The sequence below is a fragment of the Aromatoleum aromaticum EbN1 genome (assembly GCF_000025965.1).
Taxonomy (GTDB): domain Bacteria; phylum Pseudomonadota; class Gammaproteobacteria; order Burkholderiales; family Rhodocyclaceae; genus Aromatoleum; species Aromatoleum aromaticum.
The window spans coordinates 370,015-385,940 of record NC_006513.1 but is presented as its reverse complement, the minus strand read 5'-3'; the positions used below and the strand labels follow the sequence as shown (position 1 = coordinate 385,940).

Annotated in this window: 14 protein-coding genes and 1 tRNA gene; 11 read left to right on the top strand and 4 right to left on the bottom strand. The window is 66.2% G+C overall.

Annotation, left to right across the window (positions count from 1 at the left end; translation table 11 throughout):
• Window positions 1-27: 27 nt before the first annotated feature.
• On the bottom strand, window positions 28-2,004 hold the full coding sequence (locus EBN1_RS01760; protein WP_011236199.1) for a DNA topoisomerase IV subunit B: 1,977 nt from the start codon (window positions 2,002-2,004) through the stop codon (window positions 28-30).
• 100 nt (window positions 2,005-2,104) lie between these two features.
• A complete protein-coding gene (gene mutL / locus EBN1_RS01755) occupies window positions 2,105-4,006 on the bottom strand; it encodes a DNA mismatch repair endonuclease MutL (protein ID WP_011236198.1) in 1,902 nt (633 codons plus the stop codon).
• A 240-nt stretch (window positions 4,007-4,246) separates the two neighbouring features.
• Here mutL and purN point away from each other — a divergent pair, with 240 nt between their 5' ends.
• Genes purN through EBN1_RS01725 form a run of 6 tightly spaced genes read left to right on the top strand, consistent with a single transcriptional unit; the run spans window position 4,247 to window position 10,353 of the window.
• On the top strand, window positions 4,247-4,930 hold the full coding sequence (gene purN / locus EBN1_RS01750; protein WP_011236197.1) for a phosphoribosylglycinamide formyltransferase: 684 nt from the start codon (window positions 4,247-4,249) through the stop codon (window positions 4,928-4,930).
• Window positions 4,912-5,889: a DUF3108 domain-containing protein gene (locus tag EBN1_RS01745; protein ID WP_049780151.1), complete on the top strand. Its 978-nt coding sequence runs from the start codon at window positions 4,912-4,914 to the stop codon at window positions 5,887-5,889. The genes purN and EBN1_RS01745 overlap by 19 nt, the downstream gene beginning before the upstream one ends.
• Before the next feature lie 13 nt (window positions 5,890-5,902).
• Window positions 5,903-7,186 carry an RsmB/NOP family class I SAM-dependent RNA methyltransferase gene (locus tag EBN1_RS01740; protein WP_011236195.1) on the top strand — a complete coding sequence of 428 codons (1,284 nt, stop codon included), beginning with the start codon at window positions 5,903-5,905 and terminating at the stop codon, window positions 7,184-7,186.
• Complete coding sequence (locus EBN1_RS01735) at window positions 7,179-7,754, top strand: phospholipase D family nuclease (RefSeq protein WP_011236194.1); 576 nt, start codon at window positions 7,179-7,181, stop codon at window positions 7,752-7,754. Before EBN1_RS01740 ends, EBN1_RS01735 begins: the two co-directional genes overlap by 8 nt.
• 2 nt (window positions 7,755-7,756) lie before the next feature.
• The gene (locus tag EBN1_RS01730) at window positions 7,757-9,169 is read left to right on the top strand and encodes a mechanosensitive ion channel family protein (RefSeq protein ID WP_011236193.1); all 1,413 of its coding nucleotides are present in this window, start codon (window positions 7,757-7,759) and stop codon (window positions 9,167-9,169) included.
• A 14-nt stretch (window positions 9,170-9,183) separates the two neighbouring features.
• On the top strand, window positions 9,184-10,353 hold the full coding sequence (locus tag EBN1_RS01725) for a DesA family fatty acid desaturase (RefSeq protein ID WP_011236192.1): 1,170 nt from the start codon (window positions 9,184-9,186) through the stop codon (window positions 10,351-10,353).
• A gap of 53 nt (window positions 10,354-10,406) precedes the next feature.
• On the opposite strand, the gene queD is transcribed toward EBN1_RS01725, so the two are convergent.
• Window positions 10,407-10,856, bottom strand: a complete 450-nt coding sequence (gene queD / locus EBN1_RS01720; protein ID WP_011236191.1) for a 6-carboxytetrahydropterin synthase QueD — start codon at window positions 10,854-10,856, stop codon at window positions 10,407-10,409.
• A gap of 97 nt (window positions 10,857-10,953) precedes the next feature.
• Here queD and EBN1_RS01715 point away from each other — a divergent pair, with 97 nt between their 5' ends.
• Window positions 10,954-11,808 carry a radical SAM protein gene (locus EBN1_RS01715; protein WP_011236190.1) on the top strand — a complete coding sequence of 285 codons (855 nt, stop codon included), beginning with the start codon at window positions 10,954-10,956 and terminating at the stop codon, window positions 11,806-11,808.
• Window positions 11,809-11,833: 25 nt separating this feature from the next.
• On the opposite strand, the gene EBN1_RS01710 is transcribed toward EBN1_RS01715, so the two are convergent.
• Window positions 11,834-12,136 (bottom strand): helix-turn-helix domain-containing protein, encoded by a 303-nt coding sequence (locus tag EBN1_RS01710; RefSeq protein ID WP_011236189.1) that lies wholly within the window; start codon window positions 12,134-12,136, stop codon window positions 11,834-11,836.
• Window positions 12,137-12,391: 255 nt separating this feature from the next.
• On the opposite strand from EBN1_RS01710, the gene EBN1_RS01705 reads away from it, so the two are divergent.
• From EBN1_RS01705 to istA, 4 genes are all read left to right on the top strand, one after another.
• Window positions 12,392-13,615: an aspartate kinase gene (locus EBN1_RS01705; protein ID WP_011236188.1), complete on the top strand. Its 1,224-nt coding sequence runs from the start codon at window positions 12,392-12,394 to the stop codon at window positions 13,613-13,615.
• 60 nt (window positions 13,616-13,675) lie between these two features.
• Window positions 13,676-13,769: transfer RNA gene (locus EBN1_RS01700), tRNA-Ser, on the top strand.
• Between the two features lie 159 nt (window positions 13,770-13,928).
• Window positions 13,929-14,162, top strand: a complete 234-nt coding sequence (locus EBN1_RS01695; protein WP_041645515.1) for a hypothetical protein — start codon at window positions 13,929-13,931, stop codon at window positions 14,160-14,162.
• Window positions 14,163-14,351: 189 nt separating this feature from the next.
• Window positions 14,352-15,911 (top strand): IS21-like element ISAzo4 family transposase, encoded by a 1,560-nt coding sequence (gene istA, locus EBN1_RS01690; RefSeq protein ID WP_011236187.1) that lies wholly within the window; start codon window positions 14,352-14,354, stop codon window positions 15,909-15,911.
• The last annotated feature ends 15 nt before the right edge of the window (window positions 15,912-15,926 follow it).

The window sequence follows — 15,926 nt, the reverse complement described above, 5'->3', positions numbered from 1 at the left end:
GAGGCCACGCACGTGGCGCGGACTGCGTCAGACGTCCGCTTCGACGCTGTCGCCCTTCGCTTCCATCCACGCGCGCCGCCCGGACGCTTCGCCCTTGCCCATCAGTAGCGTGAACATCTTCAGCGTGTCGTCGAGCGCGTCCGCGCGCACTTCGACCGGCAGCACGCGCCGCGTCGCGGGGTCCATCGTCGTCTCGCGCAGCTGGTCCGGGTTCATCTCGCCGAGGCCCTTGAAGCGGCCGACTTCGATCGCGTCGGGCTTGAAGCCTTCCTTTTCTAGGCGGTCGCGGATCGCGGCGAGCTCGCCGTCGTCGAGCGCATAAAGCCTGCGCGCCGGGCGTTTCTTGCCCTGCGCAGGTACATCGACGCGGTACAGCGGCGGCTGCGCGACATGGATGTGGCCGCGCGCGATCAGTTCCGGGAAGTGGCGGAAGAACAGCGTCAGGAGCAGCGTCTGGATGTGCGCGCCGTCGACGTCGGCGTCGGACATGATGACGACCTTGCCGTAGCGCAGGCCGGACAGATCCGGGGTGCTTCCAGCCGCATGCGCATCGACGCCGAGCGCGACTGCGATGTCGTGAATCTCGGCGTTCGCGAGCAGGCGGTCGGGGTCGATCTCCCACGAGTTCTGCACCTTGCCGCGCAGCGGCAGGATCGCCTGGGTTTCCTTGTTGCGCGCCATCTTCGCCGAGCCCCCGGCCGAGTCGCCCTCGACGAGGAAAAGCTCGTTGTCGGCAAGGTCCTCGGATTCGCAGTCGGAGAGCTTGCCCGGCAGCACCGCGACGCCGGAGGTCTTTCTCTTCTCGACTTTCTGCGCGCTTTTCTGCCGCGCGAGCGCCTGCCGGATCGACAGTTCCGCGATCGCACGGCCGGCTTCGACGTGGTTGTTGAGCCAGATCTCGAACGGGTCGCGGATCATCGACGACACAAGCTTCACCGCTTCGCGCGAGTTCAATTTTTCCTTCACCTGGCCCTGGAACTGCGGGTCCAGCAGCCGCGCCGACAGCACGAAGCTCATGCGGCCGCAGACGTCCTCTTGCTGCAGCTTGACGCCGCGCGGCAACAGCGCGTGGTGTTCGATGAAGCTCTTCACTGCGTCGAACACGCCGGCGCGCAGGCCGCTTTCGTGCGTGCCGCCGGCGACGGTCGGGATCAGGTTGACGAAGGACTCGCTCGGCACCGTGTGCTCGAACCACGCCAGCGCCCAGGCCGCGCCCTCGCCGGGCGCGTAGGCAGGGTCGTCCTTGCCGGCGTACTTTTCGCCGGTATAGAGCGGCGCAACCGCTTCGATGTCGCCGGCCTGCTCGCGCAGATAGCCGGCCAGGCCTTCGGGGTAGGTCCAGGTCTTCGTCAGCGCTGCGCCGCCCGCCTGCTCGATGTCGAGCCGTACCGACACGCCCGGCAGCAGCACCGCTTTCGAGCGCAGCAGGCGCTCGAGCTCGCCCTGCGGCACGCGCGGCGCCTCGAAATATTTCGCGTCCGGCCACACGCGAACGCGCGTGCCGCTCTGCCGGCCGCAGTCGCCGGCCACAGTGATCGCGCCGACTTTCTCGCCGCCGTCACTGAACTCGATGCGATGGATCTTGCCCTCGCGCCTGACTTCGACTTCAACGCGCGTCGACAGCGCGTTCGTCACCGCGACGCCGACGCCGTGCAGGCCGCCGGAAAACGCGTACGCGCCGTTGCCGTCGCGCTTGTCGAACTTGCCCCCGGCGTGCAGGCGCGTGAAGGCGAGCACGACGACCGGCACGCGTTCGTCCGGATGCAGGCCGACCGGGATGCCGCGGCCATCGTCGGCGACGCTGATCGAGCCGTCGAGGTGCAGCGTCACGTGGATCTTCTTCGCGAAGCCGCCGAGCGCCTCGTCGGCAGCGTTGTCGATGACTTCCTGGATGATGTGGGCGGGCGAGTCGGTGCGGGTGTACATCCCGGGGCGCTCGCGCACCGGTTCGAGCCCTTTGAGGACGCGAAAGGAGGATTCGTCGTAGTGCTGCTTGCCTGTCATGAGTGTGTGATCTGCGCTTCGTGGCCGCTCGGCGAAAGGCCGGGGGGTGCAAGGATACTCGTTGAACGGGGATCGGACACGCGGCAGCGGGCCGCCCGGTTCATTGCCCGCGCATGAAGAAGCGGTCGAGCTCGCCCATCGTCAGCTGCGTCCAGGTCGGGCGGCCGTGGTTGCACTGGTCGGCGCGCTCGGTGGCTTCCATGTCGCGCAACAGCGCGTTCATCTCCGGGATCGTCAGACTGCGGTGCGCCCGCACCGCGCCGTGGCACGCCATCGTCGCGAGCAGCTCGTTGCGCCGTGCGGTGACGACTTCGGAGGCCGGGAATTCGCGCAGTTCCTCGAGGAGCTTCCTCAGCAGCTCGCCGATCGGTGCGGACGCGAGCAGCGCCGGCACGCTGCGCACCGCGAGTTCGGCCGGCCCGACGGGTGCGACTTCGAAGCCCATGCGGGCGAGGACTTCGGCGCATTCTTCGGCGGCTGCCATGTCCTTCGCGCTAATCGACAGCACCGCCGGGATCAGCAGGCGCTGCACCGCGGGCTGGCCGTCGAGCACCGTCTTGAGCTTCTCGTAGAGAATGCGCTCGTGCGCCGCATGCATGTCGACGAGGACGAGGCCGGCGGCGTTCTGCGCGAGGATGTAGATGCCATGGAGCTGTGCGATCGCGTAGCCGAGCGGAGCGCTCGCAGCCTCAATGGGCGGCATTGGTGCTTCAGCGGCCGTAGCCGCCCCCCGACCCGCGGACGGGGCGAAAGCCGTCGGGCGAAATCCGCTGGCGTCGGCCGGCGAAGAGGGGCTTTCGGCCGGGCGGGCGCTCGCGGCGAAATCGTAATAGCTGCGGCTCGCCGCCTCCATCGCGAGGCGGCCCTGCACCGGTGCCGCGTCGTGGCCGGCAGCGTTCGCGTACCGAAGCGGATTCGCAGCGCGTGCCGGCGCGGTGGAACCGCCCGGATCGGCTTCCGCAGCCACCGCAGCCGCATTGGCATTGTCGCCCGTGACGCCGATGCCGGCGCCGGAGGCAGCGAGGCTGCGCGTCAGTGCGTGGAACACGAACTGATGAACCGCCCGCGCCTCGCGGAAGCGCACCTCGATTTTCGCCGGATGCACGTTGACGTCGACGCCGGCCGGGTCGAGCTCGAGGAACAGCACGTAGGCCGGATGACGGCTGCCGTGCAGGATGTCGGCGTACGCCTGGCGCACTGCGTGCGTCAGCAGCTTGTCGCGCACGAAGCGGCCGTTGACGAAGAGATACTGCGCGTCGCGGCTCGTGCGCGAATATGCCGGCAGCGCGGCGACGCCGGCGAGGCGCAGCGGCCCGGCATCGGCATCGAGGTTGCGCGCGTGCTGCAGGAAATCGTCGCCCATCAGCGCCGCGACGCGCCGCAGCGGGTCCCCGGCGGGCAGGCGATGGACGACGCGGCCGTTGTGCGCAAGCTGCAGGCCGATGTCGGGGCGGGCGAGCGCAATGCGGCGGAACACTTCGTCGCAGTGCGCATATTCGGTTGCCTCGGATTTGAGAAACTTGCGCCGCGCTGGTGTGCTGTAGAAGAGATCGGCAACGTCGACGACAGTGCCCTGGTTCAGCGCGGCCGGCGCGAGGCTGCGGTCGGTGCCGTCGATGCGCCATGCGTGTGCGCTGCCTTCGGCGCGGCTCGTCAGCGTCAGGCGCGCGACCGCCGCGATCGCCGCGAGCGCTTCGCCGCGGAAGCCCATCGTGCCGACCTGTTCGAGATCTTCGAGCGTCGCGATCTTGCTCGTCGCGTGGCGTTCGAGCGCCAGCGCGAGATCGTCGCGTGCGATGCCGCAGCCGTCGTCGGCCACCCGGATGCGGCGCACGCCGCCCTGTTCGAGCTGCACGTCGATCGCGCGTGCGCCGGCGTCGAGCGCGTTCTCGAGCACTTCCTTCAGGACGGACGCCGGCCGCTCGACGACTTCGCCGGCAGCGATCTGGTTGACGAGGACATCGGCGAGCGGTCGGATGGCGGCGGGGCGATGGGCGGACATGCGGGCAGCGGGAAGCTCGGGGAGCGACGATTATACGGGCCCGCGCGCCCGCACCGGCCGCTGCAGCCAGGGGCGCTCATTTGCCCCGCCGGCCTGAAGCTTCGACGGCCTTCCGGTATCATGCCGGCGGAGCCTCGCGCGCATCATCCCGGCCGGCTCCGCGGCGCTGCAGGGCATGGGCCGCCGTTTTTCCCGCCGGCGCGTTAAGGCGCGCCCGATTCAAACCTCAAGAATCCACCTATGAAGTCGATCGTCATTCTCGTTTCCGGCCGCGGCAGCAACATGGAAGCCATCGTGCGCGCCGCCATCCCCGGTGCGATCATCAGCGCGGTGATCAGCAACCGGCCGGACGCAAAGGGCCTCGAGTTCGCCGCTGCCCGCAGTATCGCGACGGGCGTCGTCGATCACAAGGCGTTCGCGACCCGCGAAGCGTTCGACAAGGCGCTGGCCGAAGCGATCGACATGCATCGGCCGGACCTGGTCGTCCTCGCCGGCTTCATGCGCGTGCTGAGCGACGATTTCGTGCGGCATTACGAAGGCCGTCTGCTCAACATCCATCCGTCGCTGCTGCCCGCATTCCCGGGCCTGCACACTCATCGCCGCGCGCTCGAAGCGGGCATCCGGATCCATGGCGCGACAGTGCATTTCGTCACCGCGGCGCTCGATTGCGGCCCGGTGGTCATCCAGGCGGCCGTGCCGGTGTTGTGCGGCGACGACGAGGAAGCTCTCGCCGCGCGGGTGCTGGTGCAGGAACACCGCATCTATCCGCAGGCGGTGCGCTGGTTCGTCGAAGGCCGCCTGGCGCTTTCCCCCGAAGGCAGGGTGTCGGTGCAGGGTGAAGCACGGCCGGACGCCGGCTGGACCGTCCCGGCGCTCGAAGCGACGCCGACAAGCGCGAGCGGAGCATGCGGCACCGACTCCTGATCGCCGCGGTCGGCGCATCCCTGTTGGTCCATGCCGCGCTGGCGGGGGCGGCTGAGAGTCTCGCCGCGCCGCCGCAGGCGGCTGTCCGGATGCAGCCGCTGGCCGCGCCATCGGCGGCGGCACGGCCGCTGCAGCTCGCCGCCGTGCCGTCGGCCGCTCCGAGTAAACCGGGTGTTGCTGCATGGCCCGCGCAGGGCAGCATCCGCTATCGCGTGATGTACGGCGAAGGCGGTTTCGAAGTCGGCGAGGCGCTGCACGACTGGACGCACGACGACAAGCGCTACCGGATGACGGTCAGCCTCAAGACCACCGGCGTCATGGATCTGCTGCGCTCGCTGCAGTACGAGCAGCGCAGCGAGGGGCGAATCGGCCCGAAAGGGCTCGTCCCCGAGCATTTCCGCGTCGAGCAGTCGGGCAAGAAACCCGAGACGGCGGAGTTCGACTGGAACACCGGACAGGTGACGATGCGACGCGGCAGCCGCACTCGTACCGCGCCCGTCGAACGCGGCGACCAGGACCTGCTGAGCCTGTGGCACCAGATCGGTCTGACCGACGCCGCCGCCCTGCCGGATGAACTCAAGGTCGTCAGCGGCAAGTCGGCGACGCCTTCGGTGCTCGAGCGGGTCGGCGCCGAACAGCTGGTGCTGCCGATCGGCAGGCTCGACACGCAACGCCTGCGCGCCCGTGCGCTGAGCGGGAAACTCTCGATCGACGTGTGGTTGGCGCGGGAATACGGCACGTTGCCGGTGCGCATCCGCATCACCGACGACAAGGGCGACGTGCTCGATCAGCAGGCGGTGGAAGTGCGCCTGGCGCCCCCGGGCCAGGCCGCGGTGAAGCTTGTTGGGTCCGACGATGGCAAAGGCGCTTCGCCTGGGCCGGTCGGCACACTCGCCGCAGCGCAGGAAAAGATCGAATTACGGGCGGACGACCGCGCCGCCGCATCCAACCACGAGTGAGAACCGATTGACGATGTCCAAACACGACGAGGCTGCCTCGCGCAGCCTGCTGATCCATGCCGCCCGCGTTCTCGGGATGGTGCTCACTTTCGAACACCCGGCTGACGTGGTGCTGTCGCGCTACTTCCGCGAGAACCGCGAAATCGGGCACCGCGACCGCGGCTTCATCGCCGAGGCGGTGTATGGCATCGTGCGCCGCCTGCGCTGGCTGCGTCGCCTGGTCGGCGAGGATGTGCGGCCGCGCACGCTGCTGCTCGCGTGGCTTGCGCGCGGCGAAGGCTGGCCGATGCGCCATTTCGAAGGGCTCGCGTCGGCGACCGAGCGCGACTGGATCTCCGGTATCAAGGCACGCGAACTCGACGAAGGCTCGTTCGCCGAGCGCGCCGACCTGCCCGACTGGCTCGCGGAGCGGCTGCTCGCCACGCACGGCGAAGCGGAGGTGCTCGAACTCGCGCACAGCCTGAACCGGCCGGCGCCGCTTGACCTGCGCGTCAACGTGCTGAAGGCCGATCGCGGCGAAGTGCTCGAAAAGCTGAAATTCGCCGGCATCGAGGCGAAGCCGTGCCCGTTCTCGCCGCACGGCATCCGCCTCGGCGCCAAGCCCGCGCTGCAGAAGCATCCGCTGTTTCTCGAAGGTGCGTTCGAGGTGCAGGACGAAGGCAGCCAGTTGCTCGGCTTCCTCGTGCAGCCCAAGCGGGGCGAACTGGTCGTCGATTTCTGCGCCGGCGCCGGCGGCAAGACGCTGCAGCTGGGCGCGATGATGCGCTCGACCGGCCGGCTGTACGCATTCGACGTGTCGGAGAAGCGGCTCGCGAAACTCAAGCCGCGCGTCGCGCGCGCCGGGCTGTCGAACGTGCATCCAGTGCTGATTGCGCACGAGCGCGACGCGAAGGTCAAGCGCCTCGCCGGCAAGGCCGACCGGGTGTTCGTCGATGCGCCGTGCAGCGGCCTCGGCACCTTGCGCCGCAACCCGGACCTGAAATGGCGCCAGACGCCGGAATCGGTCGCCGAAATGGTCGCCAAGCAGGGCGCGATCCTCGAATCGGCGGCGCGCCTCGTGAAGCCCGCAGGACGGCTCGTCTATGCGACCTGCAGCCTGCTCGTCGAGGAAAACGACGCCGTCGTCGACGCATTCCTGGCGGCGCACCCGGAGTTCCGCGAGATCGACGCGACCGAGGTGCTGAAGAAACAGGGCATCGCGCTCGATACCGGCGCACGCCTGCGCCTGTCGCCGCGCAAGCACGATACCGACGGCTTCTTCGCCGCGGTGCTGGAGCGGGCGCCGGCCGATGCGTGAACATCTGTGCCGTGCGTTGCTGCTGCTCGTGGCGCTTGCGGCGCCGGCGCTCGCGTCCGCTTCCGGCGGGCGCACGCTGCCGGCGCGCGGTTCCATCGAAGTCGTGTTCTCGCCCGAGGATGGTGGCGAAGAGGCGCTGCTGCGCGTCATCGGCGCGGCACGCGAAACGCTGCATGTGCAGGCGTACGTATTCACCAGCCGTCCGATCGCCGATGCGCTCGTCAAGGCTCATCGGCGCGGCGTGCAGGTCCAGGTGCTCGCCGATGCCCAGATGAACCGGCGCGGCAAAGGCAATGCGCTGCCCAGGCTCCTCGCCGCCGGCGTGCCGGTGGCGCTGGAGACGCGTTACGCCGCGGCCCACAACAAGGTGCTGATCGCCGACGGCGGCGGACCGGCGTGCGTGGTCGCGACCGGTTCGTACAATTTCACGTGGTCGGCGAACAAGCGCAATGCCGAAAACTTGCTCGTGCTGCGTGACAACTGTCCGCTCGCCGCCGCCTATCTCGACAACTGGCGTCGCCATCGCGAGGACGCGACCCCCGTCACCCGTCTGCCCTGGAAGCCCTGAACGTGCGTGGTGACTCGCAGTTTGCACTGCTGCTGACCGAAACCTGGCGCGATCTGCAAAGCCCTGCCGTGCTGTGGCAGCTTGCGGCGCTCGCCGGCTGCCTGCTGCTGGCGTGGCTGTTCGCGCGCTCGACGCTGCTGCGGGTCGCGGCGGGCAACCACGCCGACACCCCGGCTTACCGATTCGGGCGCAGCGGATTGCGCCGCGTGCTGTTTCCGCTTGCGGCGCTGGTGTTGGTCATCGGCGCGCGTGCCGTGCTGGAAGAGTTTCACAACGTGAGCCTGCTCAATGTCGCGGTGCCGTTGCTGATCTCGCTCGCGCTGATCCGCCTCGTCATGTTCGCGGTGCGGCAGGCCGTCGCCCGGTCGAGCTGGATCGCAAGTTTCGAGCGGATCTTCGCTGCCGTCGCATGGTCGGTCGTCGCGCTGCACATCGTCGGCTGGTTGCCACAGGTCATTGGCGGGCTGGACTCGGTTTCGTTCACGCTCGGCAGCCAGCGGCTTTCCCTGTGGACCGTGCTGCAGGGCATCGCGATGGTGCTGTTGACGCTGCTCGTCGCGCTGTGGGCAGCCGGGCTGCTGGAGCGCCGCTTGGCGACGACGGCCGGGCTCGACGAGAACGTGCGCATCGTGATGCTGCGCGTCGCGAAGGCCGCGCTGGTGCTGGTGGCAGTGCTCGTCGCGCTGCCGATGGTCGGCATCGACCTGACGACGCTGTCGGTGTTCGGCGGCGCGCTCGGTGTCGGTCTCGGCTTCGGCCTGCAGAAGATCGCTGCGAACTATGTTTCCGGCTTCATCATCCTGCTCGACCGCTCGCTGCGCATCGGCAACATGATCAGCGTCGGCGCCGAGCGCGGCATCGTCACGCAGATCAACACCCGATACACCGTCATCCGCGCGCCCAGCGGCGTCGAATCGCTGGTGCCGAACGAAGTGCTGGTCGGCTCGGTGGTGCAGAACGAAACGTACACCGACACACGGGTCGCCGTGCCCCTGAACTTTCAGGTGAGTTACGGTTCTGATGTCGAGCGTGCAATGGCAATCCTCGTGGAGGTTGCCCAGGTTCAGCCCCGAGTGCTCGACCAACCGGCTCCGAACGTCTTCCTGACGGGATTTGCCGATAACGGAATCAACCTGCGCCTCGGACTATGGATTGCGGACCCCCAGGAAGGCTCGCTCCGCGTGAGTTCGGACATCAATCTCGCGGTATGGCATCGCTTCCGCGCAGAAGGAATCGAGTTTCCGTTCCCGCAACGCGAAGTGCGGCTGCTGTCACCGCTGCCTTCGGTCGTTTTTGCGGAAACGGGAAAGGTTTCGGGTGCAGGCCATGCGATCGACGAGCCGACCCGCGCGAGTAGGGCGGCAGGATCGCGCACAGCACTCCTCCGCGATGATTCGGAGGATATCGACATTTAAGGAACGGGTTCCATATGCTTGCAGGACTTATCGATCTTCCGTGGTGGGGTTACATTCTCGTCGCGCTGGGACTCACTCACGTGACCATTGCCTCGGTGACGATCTTCCTGCACCGGCATCAGGCCCACCGCGCGCTCGAACTGCACCCGATCGCGAGTCATTTCTTTCGCGCCTGGCTGTGGCTCACGACGGGCATGGTGACGAAGGAATGGGCTGCGGTGCACCGCAAGCACCACGCCAAGTGTGAAACCGCCGACGATCCGCACAGCCCGCAAGTGCTGGGGATTCGCAAGGTCCTGTTCGAGGGCGCGGAACTCTACCGCGCCGAAGCGGGCAACAAGGAAACCCTCGCACGCTACGGCCACGGCACACCGGACGACTGGCTGGAGCGCCATATCTACCGGCATTCGATCGTCGGCATCTCGATCATGCTGATCACGGACCTCGTGCTGTTCGGCCCGCTCGGGCTGACGATCTGGGCGGTGCAGATGATGTGGATCCCGATCTGGGCGGCTGGCGTCGTCAATGGACTGGGGCATTACATCGGCTATCGCAACTTCGATTGCAGCGACGCGGCGACGAATCTCGTGCCGTGGGGCATCCTCATCGGCGGCGAGGAGCTGCACAACAATCATCACAGCTTCGCGACTTCGGCCAAGCTTTCGGCGAAGTGGTACGAGTTCGACATCGGCTGGATGTATATCCGCATGCTCGCGTTGCTCGGCCTCGCTAAAGTGCGGAAAGTCATTCCGTCGCCGAAGTTCGGCGAGGCCAAGAATGTTCCCGACCTCGACACGCTGCAGGCGATCATCACCCACCGCTACGACGTGATGACGCGCTATGTCGCGTCGCTCAAGCGCCTCTGCGGCGACGAGATCGAGCGGCTCGCCGCGACCCACGGCAGGAGCTTCAACCCGCGCGCGCTGCGCCGCTGGGTGCTGTCGGGAGAGGACAGGAATCTCGCGCCGGACGACCGGCGCACGCTCGAGCTCGTGATCGTCGACAGCGCCGCGCTATCGACGATTGCGTCGATGCGACGGGACCTCGTCGCGATCTGGGGGCGTTCGACAGCTTCCCGCGAGCAGCTGCTCAAGCAGTTGCACGACTGGATCGCGCGCGCCGAGCAGAGCGGCATCGCGCAATTGCAGGAGTTTTCGTTCCGCTTGCGCCAGTATACCGCCTGATTTCCGCTGGCCCGCACGCCCGCCGGCCAAACGTCACGGGAGCCGGAAAGGGCTCACTCCCCGGGGCGCAGTGCGTCGGCCCAGCAATTGGGGGTTTCGTAAAGGCGGACGCGTTCGAGTCGCAGGTGATTGCCGTAGAGGTCGCGATAGCACGAGTCGAGGATGCGGAACGCTTCGCTGGCGAGGTTTTCAGCGGTCGGTACGGTGTCGAGCACGACTGTCTTGTGAGCCGGCATCGTCGCCAGGAAATCGACGACAGCGCTGTCGCCGCGGTACACGAGGAACGCGTGATCCCAGCGATCGATGACGTGCGTCCTGGCGATCAGCTTGATGTCGCCGAAATCCATCACCATGCCGTTGACGGCCTCGCCGGCGGCGTCAATGATATCGCCCGACAGCGTGATCTCGATCGCGTAGCGATGACCGTGCAGGTGACGGCACTGGCTGGCATGATCGGGAATCCGGTGCCCGGCGTCGAATTCCAGTCGGCGAGTGATGCGCATGATTGATCCGGGGGAAAACAGGCTCGAATTATAGCTGCTTCCCGATGCTCTTCCCGGCGTGCCCTTCGGGCACCTTTTCATTTACCGGCTTCGACCCATGACTGCACGCGACCAGACCCTTTCCATACGCAACCACGACCGCGACCTGGCGGGGCTGACCTATGTTTACCCGGTGCTGTCCCGGCGCGCGGGCGGAGTCTCGGTCGGCATCAATCTCAATCCGAACAACGCCTGCAACTGGCACTGCGCGTATTGCCAGGTGCCTGGTCTCGTGCGGGGCCGGGCGCCCGAGATCGACCTGTCGCTGCTCGAAGCCGAACTGTCGGATTTCCTCCATGCGCTGGTCGAAGGCGATTACCTCGAGCGCCATGTCCCGGAAGGCTTGCGCGTCGTGCGCGACATCGCATTCTCCGGCAACGGCGAGCCGACCAGCGCGGCCGCGTTCCCGGAAGTGGTGTCGCTCGTCGTGCGGTTGCGCGACGCCGTCGGCCTCGGTCGCGAGGTGCCGCTGCGCCTGATCACGAACGGCAGTCTGATCGGACAGGCGAGGGTGAGAGAAGGGCTAAGGCGTCTCGGCGAGGCAGGCGGAGAAGTCTGGTTCAAGGTCGATGCGGGAACGCAGGCGTCGATCGAACGCATCAACGGCGTGTCGCTCGATCCCGACGTCGTGGCGCGCAACCTCACAGTCAGCGCGGGCCTTTGCACAACGTGGGTCCAGACCTGCATGTTCCGCTGGGATGGCGCCTCACCGCCCGGTGAAGATATCGATGCTTATATCGAGTTGCTTATGCGTGCAGGGCCTGAGCGCATTGCCGGCGTGCTGCTATATGGAATCGCGCGGCCGTCGATGCAGCCCGAGGCCGTGCATCTGGCGCCGCTCGATGAGGTCGAGCTCGAGGCGATTGCAGCGAAGGTGCGAAAAAAAGGGCTGATGGTTCGCATCAGCCCCTGATCCGCGGCGGGAAGTGACAACCGGGTCAGCGCGTCGTGCGTTCCTTGCGCTTGGCACGCGCTTCCTTCTTTAGCGACTTGTACAGCTCGGGGTTCGAAGTCTTCAGGAATTCCGCGACTTCCACGTCTTCCTTCTTGACCTTGTTGATGTCGATCTGCTCGATATGCACGAGGCGCAGCAGGGCCTGCACGGGGCGCGGAATGTTGCGTCCGCTCTCGTAGCGCGAGCCGCCGCTCTGCGTGACCCCGATTTTCGACCAGAACTGCGATTGGTTCAGACCCAGCTTGCGCCGGATCTCGCGAACGTCGATGGTGTCGGTGTTTTTCATGCTCACATCCTCTGTAGGGTATCCAGCCCGCTTATAAGACAACGCGGTACGTAGCCGAGTTCCTACGACTTAAGTTGTAGGATGGCCGAAGTATAGATCACTATTCTTTCCACATACAATGAAAAAAGCCGGCGCATCCTAACCTAGTCAAAATAAATAAATCGTGCGATCGGGAGGGGGCACGACGCCGGCCTGCAAATTTTCGCCGCATTCGATAGAATTCCTCCCTTTATCCACAGGCACTTGGATACGACGATGGCACTGATAGTTCAGAAATACGGCGGCACTTCGGTGGGTAACCCGGAGCGCATCAAGAACGTCGCCCGCAAAGTGGCGAAGTTCCAGGCGCAGGGGCACAAGGTCGTGGTGGTGGTGTCGGCGATGAGCGGCGAGACGAACCGTCTGATCGCGCTGACCAAGGAGGTCGCGACGCACCCCGATGCCCGCGAACTCGACGTCGTCGTATCGACCGGCGAGCAGGTCACGATCGGGCTGCTGTGCATGGCCCTGCACGACATCGGCGTCAAGGCGAAGAGCTATACCGGTGGCCAGGTCCGCATCCTCACCGACAGCGCCCATACCAAGGCGCGGATCCTCAATATCGACGAAGCCCCGATCAAGAAGGACCTGGACGAAGGCAATATCGTCGTCGTCGCGGGCTTCCAGGGCGTGGATGAGCACGGCAACATCACCACGCTCGGCCGAGGCGGTTCGGATACCACCGGCGTGGCGCTCGCTGCGGCGCTGAAGGCCGACGAATGCCAGATCTACACCGACGTCGACGGCGTCTATACGACCGACCCGCGCGTCGTCCCGGAAGCCCGCAAGCTCGATACGATCACCTTCGAGGAAATGCTCGAACTCGCGAGCCTCGGCTCGAAGGTCCTGCAGATCCGCTCAGTCGAATTCGCCGGCAAGTACAAGGTCAAGTTGCGCGTCCTGTCGAGCTTCCAGGAGGAAGGTGAGGGCACGCTCATCACAGTTGAGGAAGATCAGAACATGGAACAACCCGTCATCTCCGGCATCGCCTTCACGCGCGACGAGGCCAAGCTCACGGTACTCGGCGTGCCCGACAAGCCCGGCATCGCTTATCAGATCCTCGGGCCGGTCGCCGACGCCAACATCGACGTCGACATGATCATCCAGAATATCGGCCATGACGGCACGACGGACTTCTCGTTCACGATTCCGCGCGGCGAGCTCGACAAGACGGCGAAGGTCCTCGAGGGCGTCAAGGCGCACATCGGTGCGCGGGCGATCGAGGCCGACAAGGCGATGGCGAAGGTGTCGGTTGTCGGCGTCGGGATGCGCTCGCATCCGGGTGTCGCATCGAAAATGTTCCGCACGCTCGCCGAAGAGGGCATCAACATCCAGATGATTTCGACGTCCGAGATCAAGATCTCAGTGGTGATCGAGGATAAGTATCTCGAACTCGCCGTGCGCGTGCTGCACAAGGCTTTCGGTCTCGAATCCGCCTGAATTGCTGCCGAAGTTTGACCGGTGGCCGCAGAATCGTTATGATCACGGCCTCTAAAGGTTGGAGAGTTGGCCGAGAGGTCGAAGGCACTCCCCTGCTAAGGGAGCATGCGGGCTAAAACTCGCATCGAGGGTTCGAATCCCTCACTCTCCGCCAATCGATGAAGAAACAAGCGGCCTCCGGGCCGCTTTTTTCTTGCACCCATCAACCGGCCCATCAAAGAAAAAGCGTTTAGCCGACCTGATCCTCCCGCTGTGGTCACACGCGACGCGGCCACCAGGTGAAGGGCGAAACCGGCTATAAGGAACGATCGCCTTGTCAGACCAGTTTGTCTTCACCACGACTCACGAGATCTTCTTCTCCAACCGTGAGCCGGTGCCGATCAAAGAGATCGTCGAGTCCCTCCTCGGCATCGAGCGCATCGTTAAGATGTGCCCGAAGGCGCTCCATGCTATTACGGGCGTCCCGATCGACCACGCTGAAGTAATTGTAGAACAGCTCGAATGCGGATTCCGACCCAACGTGACCGCTGATTCCGAAATAGTGTGACCGGTGAATCCGCGGTCGTGACCGCGGATTCCGATTTGATCGTGACCGATTTCGGCGAGTTGTCGGAATGGGCGGTCACGATGTCGGAATCAATGGTCACGATCAAATCGGAACGGGTTTGTGAGGCCAAGCGTGGCAACGTCGTTTGTCAGGCCGGCTACCCTCGCGCGCTTTGCGCGGAGACCGAGGATGCCGGCGGAGCGGATTGCCATGCACAAGATCAGGGAGCTGTTGCGGCTCAAATACGACTGCGCGCTGTCGCACGAGCGCATTGCCCGCGCGCTGTCGATTTCCAAAGGAGTGGTCGCCAAGTATGTGAAGGCGGCCGAGGAGTGCGGCCGGCCGTGGGCCGAGTTGTCGGCGGCCGACGAGGCCGAGTTGCGCCGGGTGCTGGGGGTCGCCCGGCGTGGACGTGGCGCGAGCGTCGCGAATGTGCCGCCGGATCTGGCGGCGGTGCATCAGGGGCTCAAGCGAAAGAACGTCACGCTGGCGCTGCTGTGGGAAGAGTACGTGCAGACGGCCGACGGGCCGAGCTATCAGTACTCGCGCTTTTGCGACCTGTACCGCGCGTTCGCCCGCACGCTCAAGCGCTCGATGCGCCAGGTGCACCGCGCCGGCGAGAAACTCTTCATCGATTACGCGGGCGACACGGTGCCGATCGTCGACGCCGACACGGGCGAGATTTCGCGCGCGCAGATCTTCGTCGCGGTGCTCGGCGCCTCGAGCTATACGTTCGCCTGCGCCACGGCGACGCAGTCGCAGGCCGACTGGCTGGGCTCGCTCGCCCGGGCGCTGGCCTTCATCGGCGGCGTGCCCGAGCTCGTGGTGCCCGACAATACGCGCTCGCTCGTCGGGCAGGCCGACCGCTACGAGCCGCAACTGCAGCGCACCACCGCCGAGTTCGCCGCGCACTACGGCGTGGCGATCCTGCCCGCGCGCCCCTACAAGCCGCAGGACAAGGCCAAGGTCGAAGTCGGCGTGCAGATCGTGCAGCGCTGGATTCTGGCGCGGCTGCGGCATCAGCGTTTCTTCTCGCTGGGGGAGTTGAACGAGGCGATCGCCGCGTTACTCGAGCCGCTGAACACGCGTGCCTTCCGGCGCCTGCCAGGCTCGCGCCACGAAGCGTTCGAGACGCTCGATCGGCCGGCGCTGCGCCCGTTGCCCGCCACCGCGTTCCAGTTCGCCCAGTGGAAACGGGCCAAGCCCAATATCGATTACCACGTCGAGTTCGACGGGCATTACTACAGCGTGCCGTATGCGCTCGCCGGCCAAGCGGTGGAGTTGCGCATCACCGCGAGCAGCATCGAATGCTTTGCCGCGGGCCGTCGCGTCGCGGTGCATGCGAGAAGCCACCGGCCCGGCGTCTACTCCACGCTCACCGAACACATGCCCGCATCCCATCAGGCGCATCGCCAGTGGTCGCCCGGCAAACTCATCGCCTGGGGCGCCACCGTCGGCCCGCACACCGAGCAGGTGGTCAGCCACCAACTCGAACGCATGCCGCACCCCGAGCAGGGCTACCGGGCGTGCCTCGGGCTGATGCGCCTCGGTCGCCAATACGGCAACGAACGGCTCGAAGCCGCGGCGACCCGCGCCGTCACCCTCGGGGCGATGCGTTACCGCAACGTCGCCTCGATCCTCAAGAGCGGGCTCGACCGCGCACCGCTCCCCGCATCCACTGCGCAGCAAAGCGAGCTCGCGCTACCGGCCGCTCACGAGAACCTGCGCGGTGCGCGCTACTACCACTGATTCCACCCACCGGAG

Excerpts from the sequence above, each read along its gene's own strand:
- EBN1_RS01740 (WP_011236195.1), top strand. The coding sequence starts at position 5,903 with ATGTCCAAACACGACGAGGCTGCCTCGCGCAGCCTGCTGATCCATGCC.
- EBN1_RS01735 (WP_011236194.1), top strand. The coding sequence starts at position 7,179 with ATGCGTGAACATCTGTGCCGTGCGTTGCTGCTGCTCGTGGCGCTTGCG.
- purN (WP_011236197.1), top strand. The coding sequence starts at position 4,247 with ATGAAGTCGATCGTCATTCTCGTTTCCGGCCGCGGCAGCAACATGGAA.
- EBN1_RS01710 (WP_011236189.1), bottom strand. The coding sequence starts at position 12,136 with ATGAAAAACACCGACACCATCGACGTTCGCGAGATCCGGCGCAAGCTG.
- mutL (WP_011236198.1), bottom strand. The coding sequence starts at position 4,006 with ATGTCCGCCCATCGCCCCGCCGCCATCCGACCGCTCGCCGATGTCCTC.
- EBN1_RS01745 (WP_049780151.1), top strand. The coding sequence starts at position 4,912 with ATGCGGCACCGACTCCTGATCGCCGCGGTCGGCGCATCCCTGTTGGTC.
- EBN1_RS01725 (WP_011236192.1), top strand. The coding sequence starts at position 9,184 with ATGCTTGCAGGACTTATCGATCTTCCGTGGTGGGGTTACATTCTCGTC.
- istA (WP_011236187.1), top strand. The coding sequence starts at position 14,352 with ATGCCGGCGGAGCGGATTGCCATGCACAAGATCAGGGAGCTGTTGCGG.
- queD (WP_011236191.1), bottom strand. The coding sequence starts at position 10,856 with ATGCGCATCACTCGCCGACTGGAATTCGACGCCGGGCACCGGATTCCC.
- EBN1_RS01760 (WP_011236199.1), bottom strand. The coding sequence starts at position 2,004 with ATGACAGGCAAGCAGCACTACGACGAATCCTCCTTTCGCGTCCTCAAA.
- EBN1_RS01715 (WP_011236190.1), top strand. The coding sequence starts at position 10,954 with ATGACTGCACGCGACCAGACCCTTTCCATACGCAACCACGACCGCGAC.
- EBN1_RS01705 (WP_011236188.1), top strand. The coding sequence starts at position 12,392 with ATGGCACTGATAGTTCAGAAATACGGCGGCACTTCGGTGGGTAACCCG.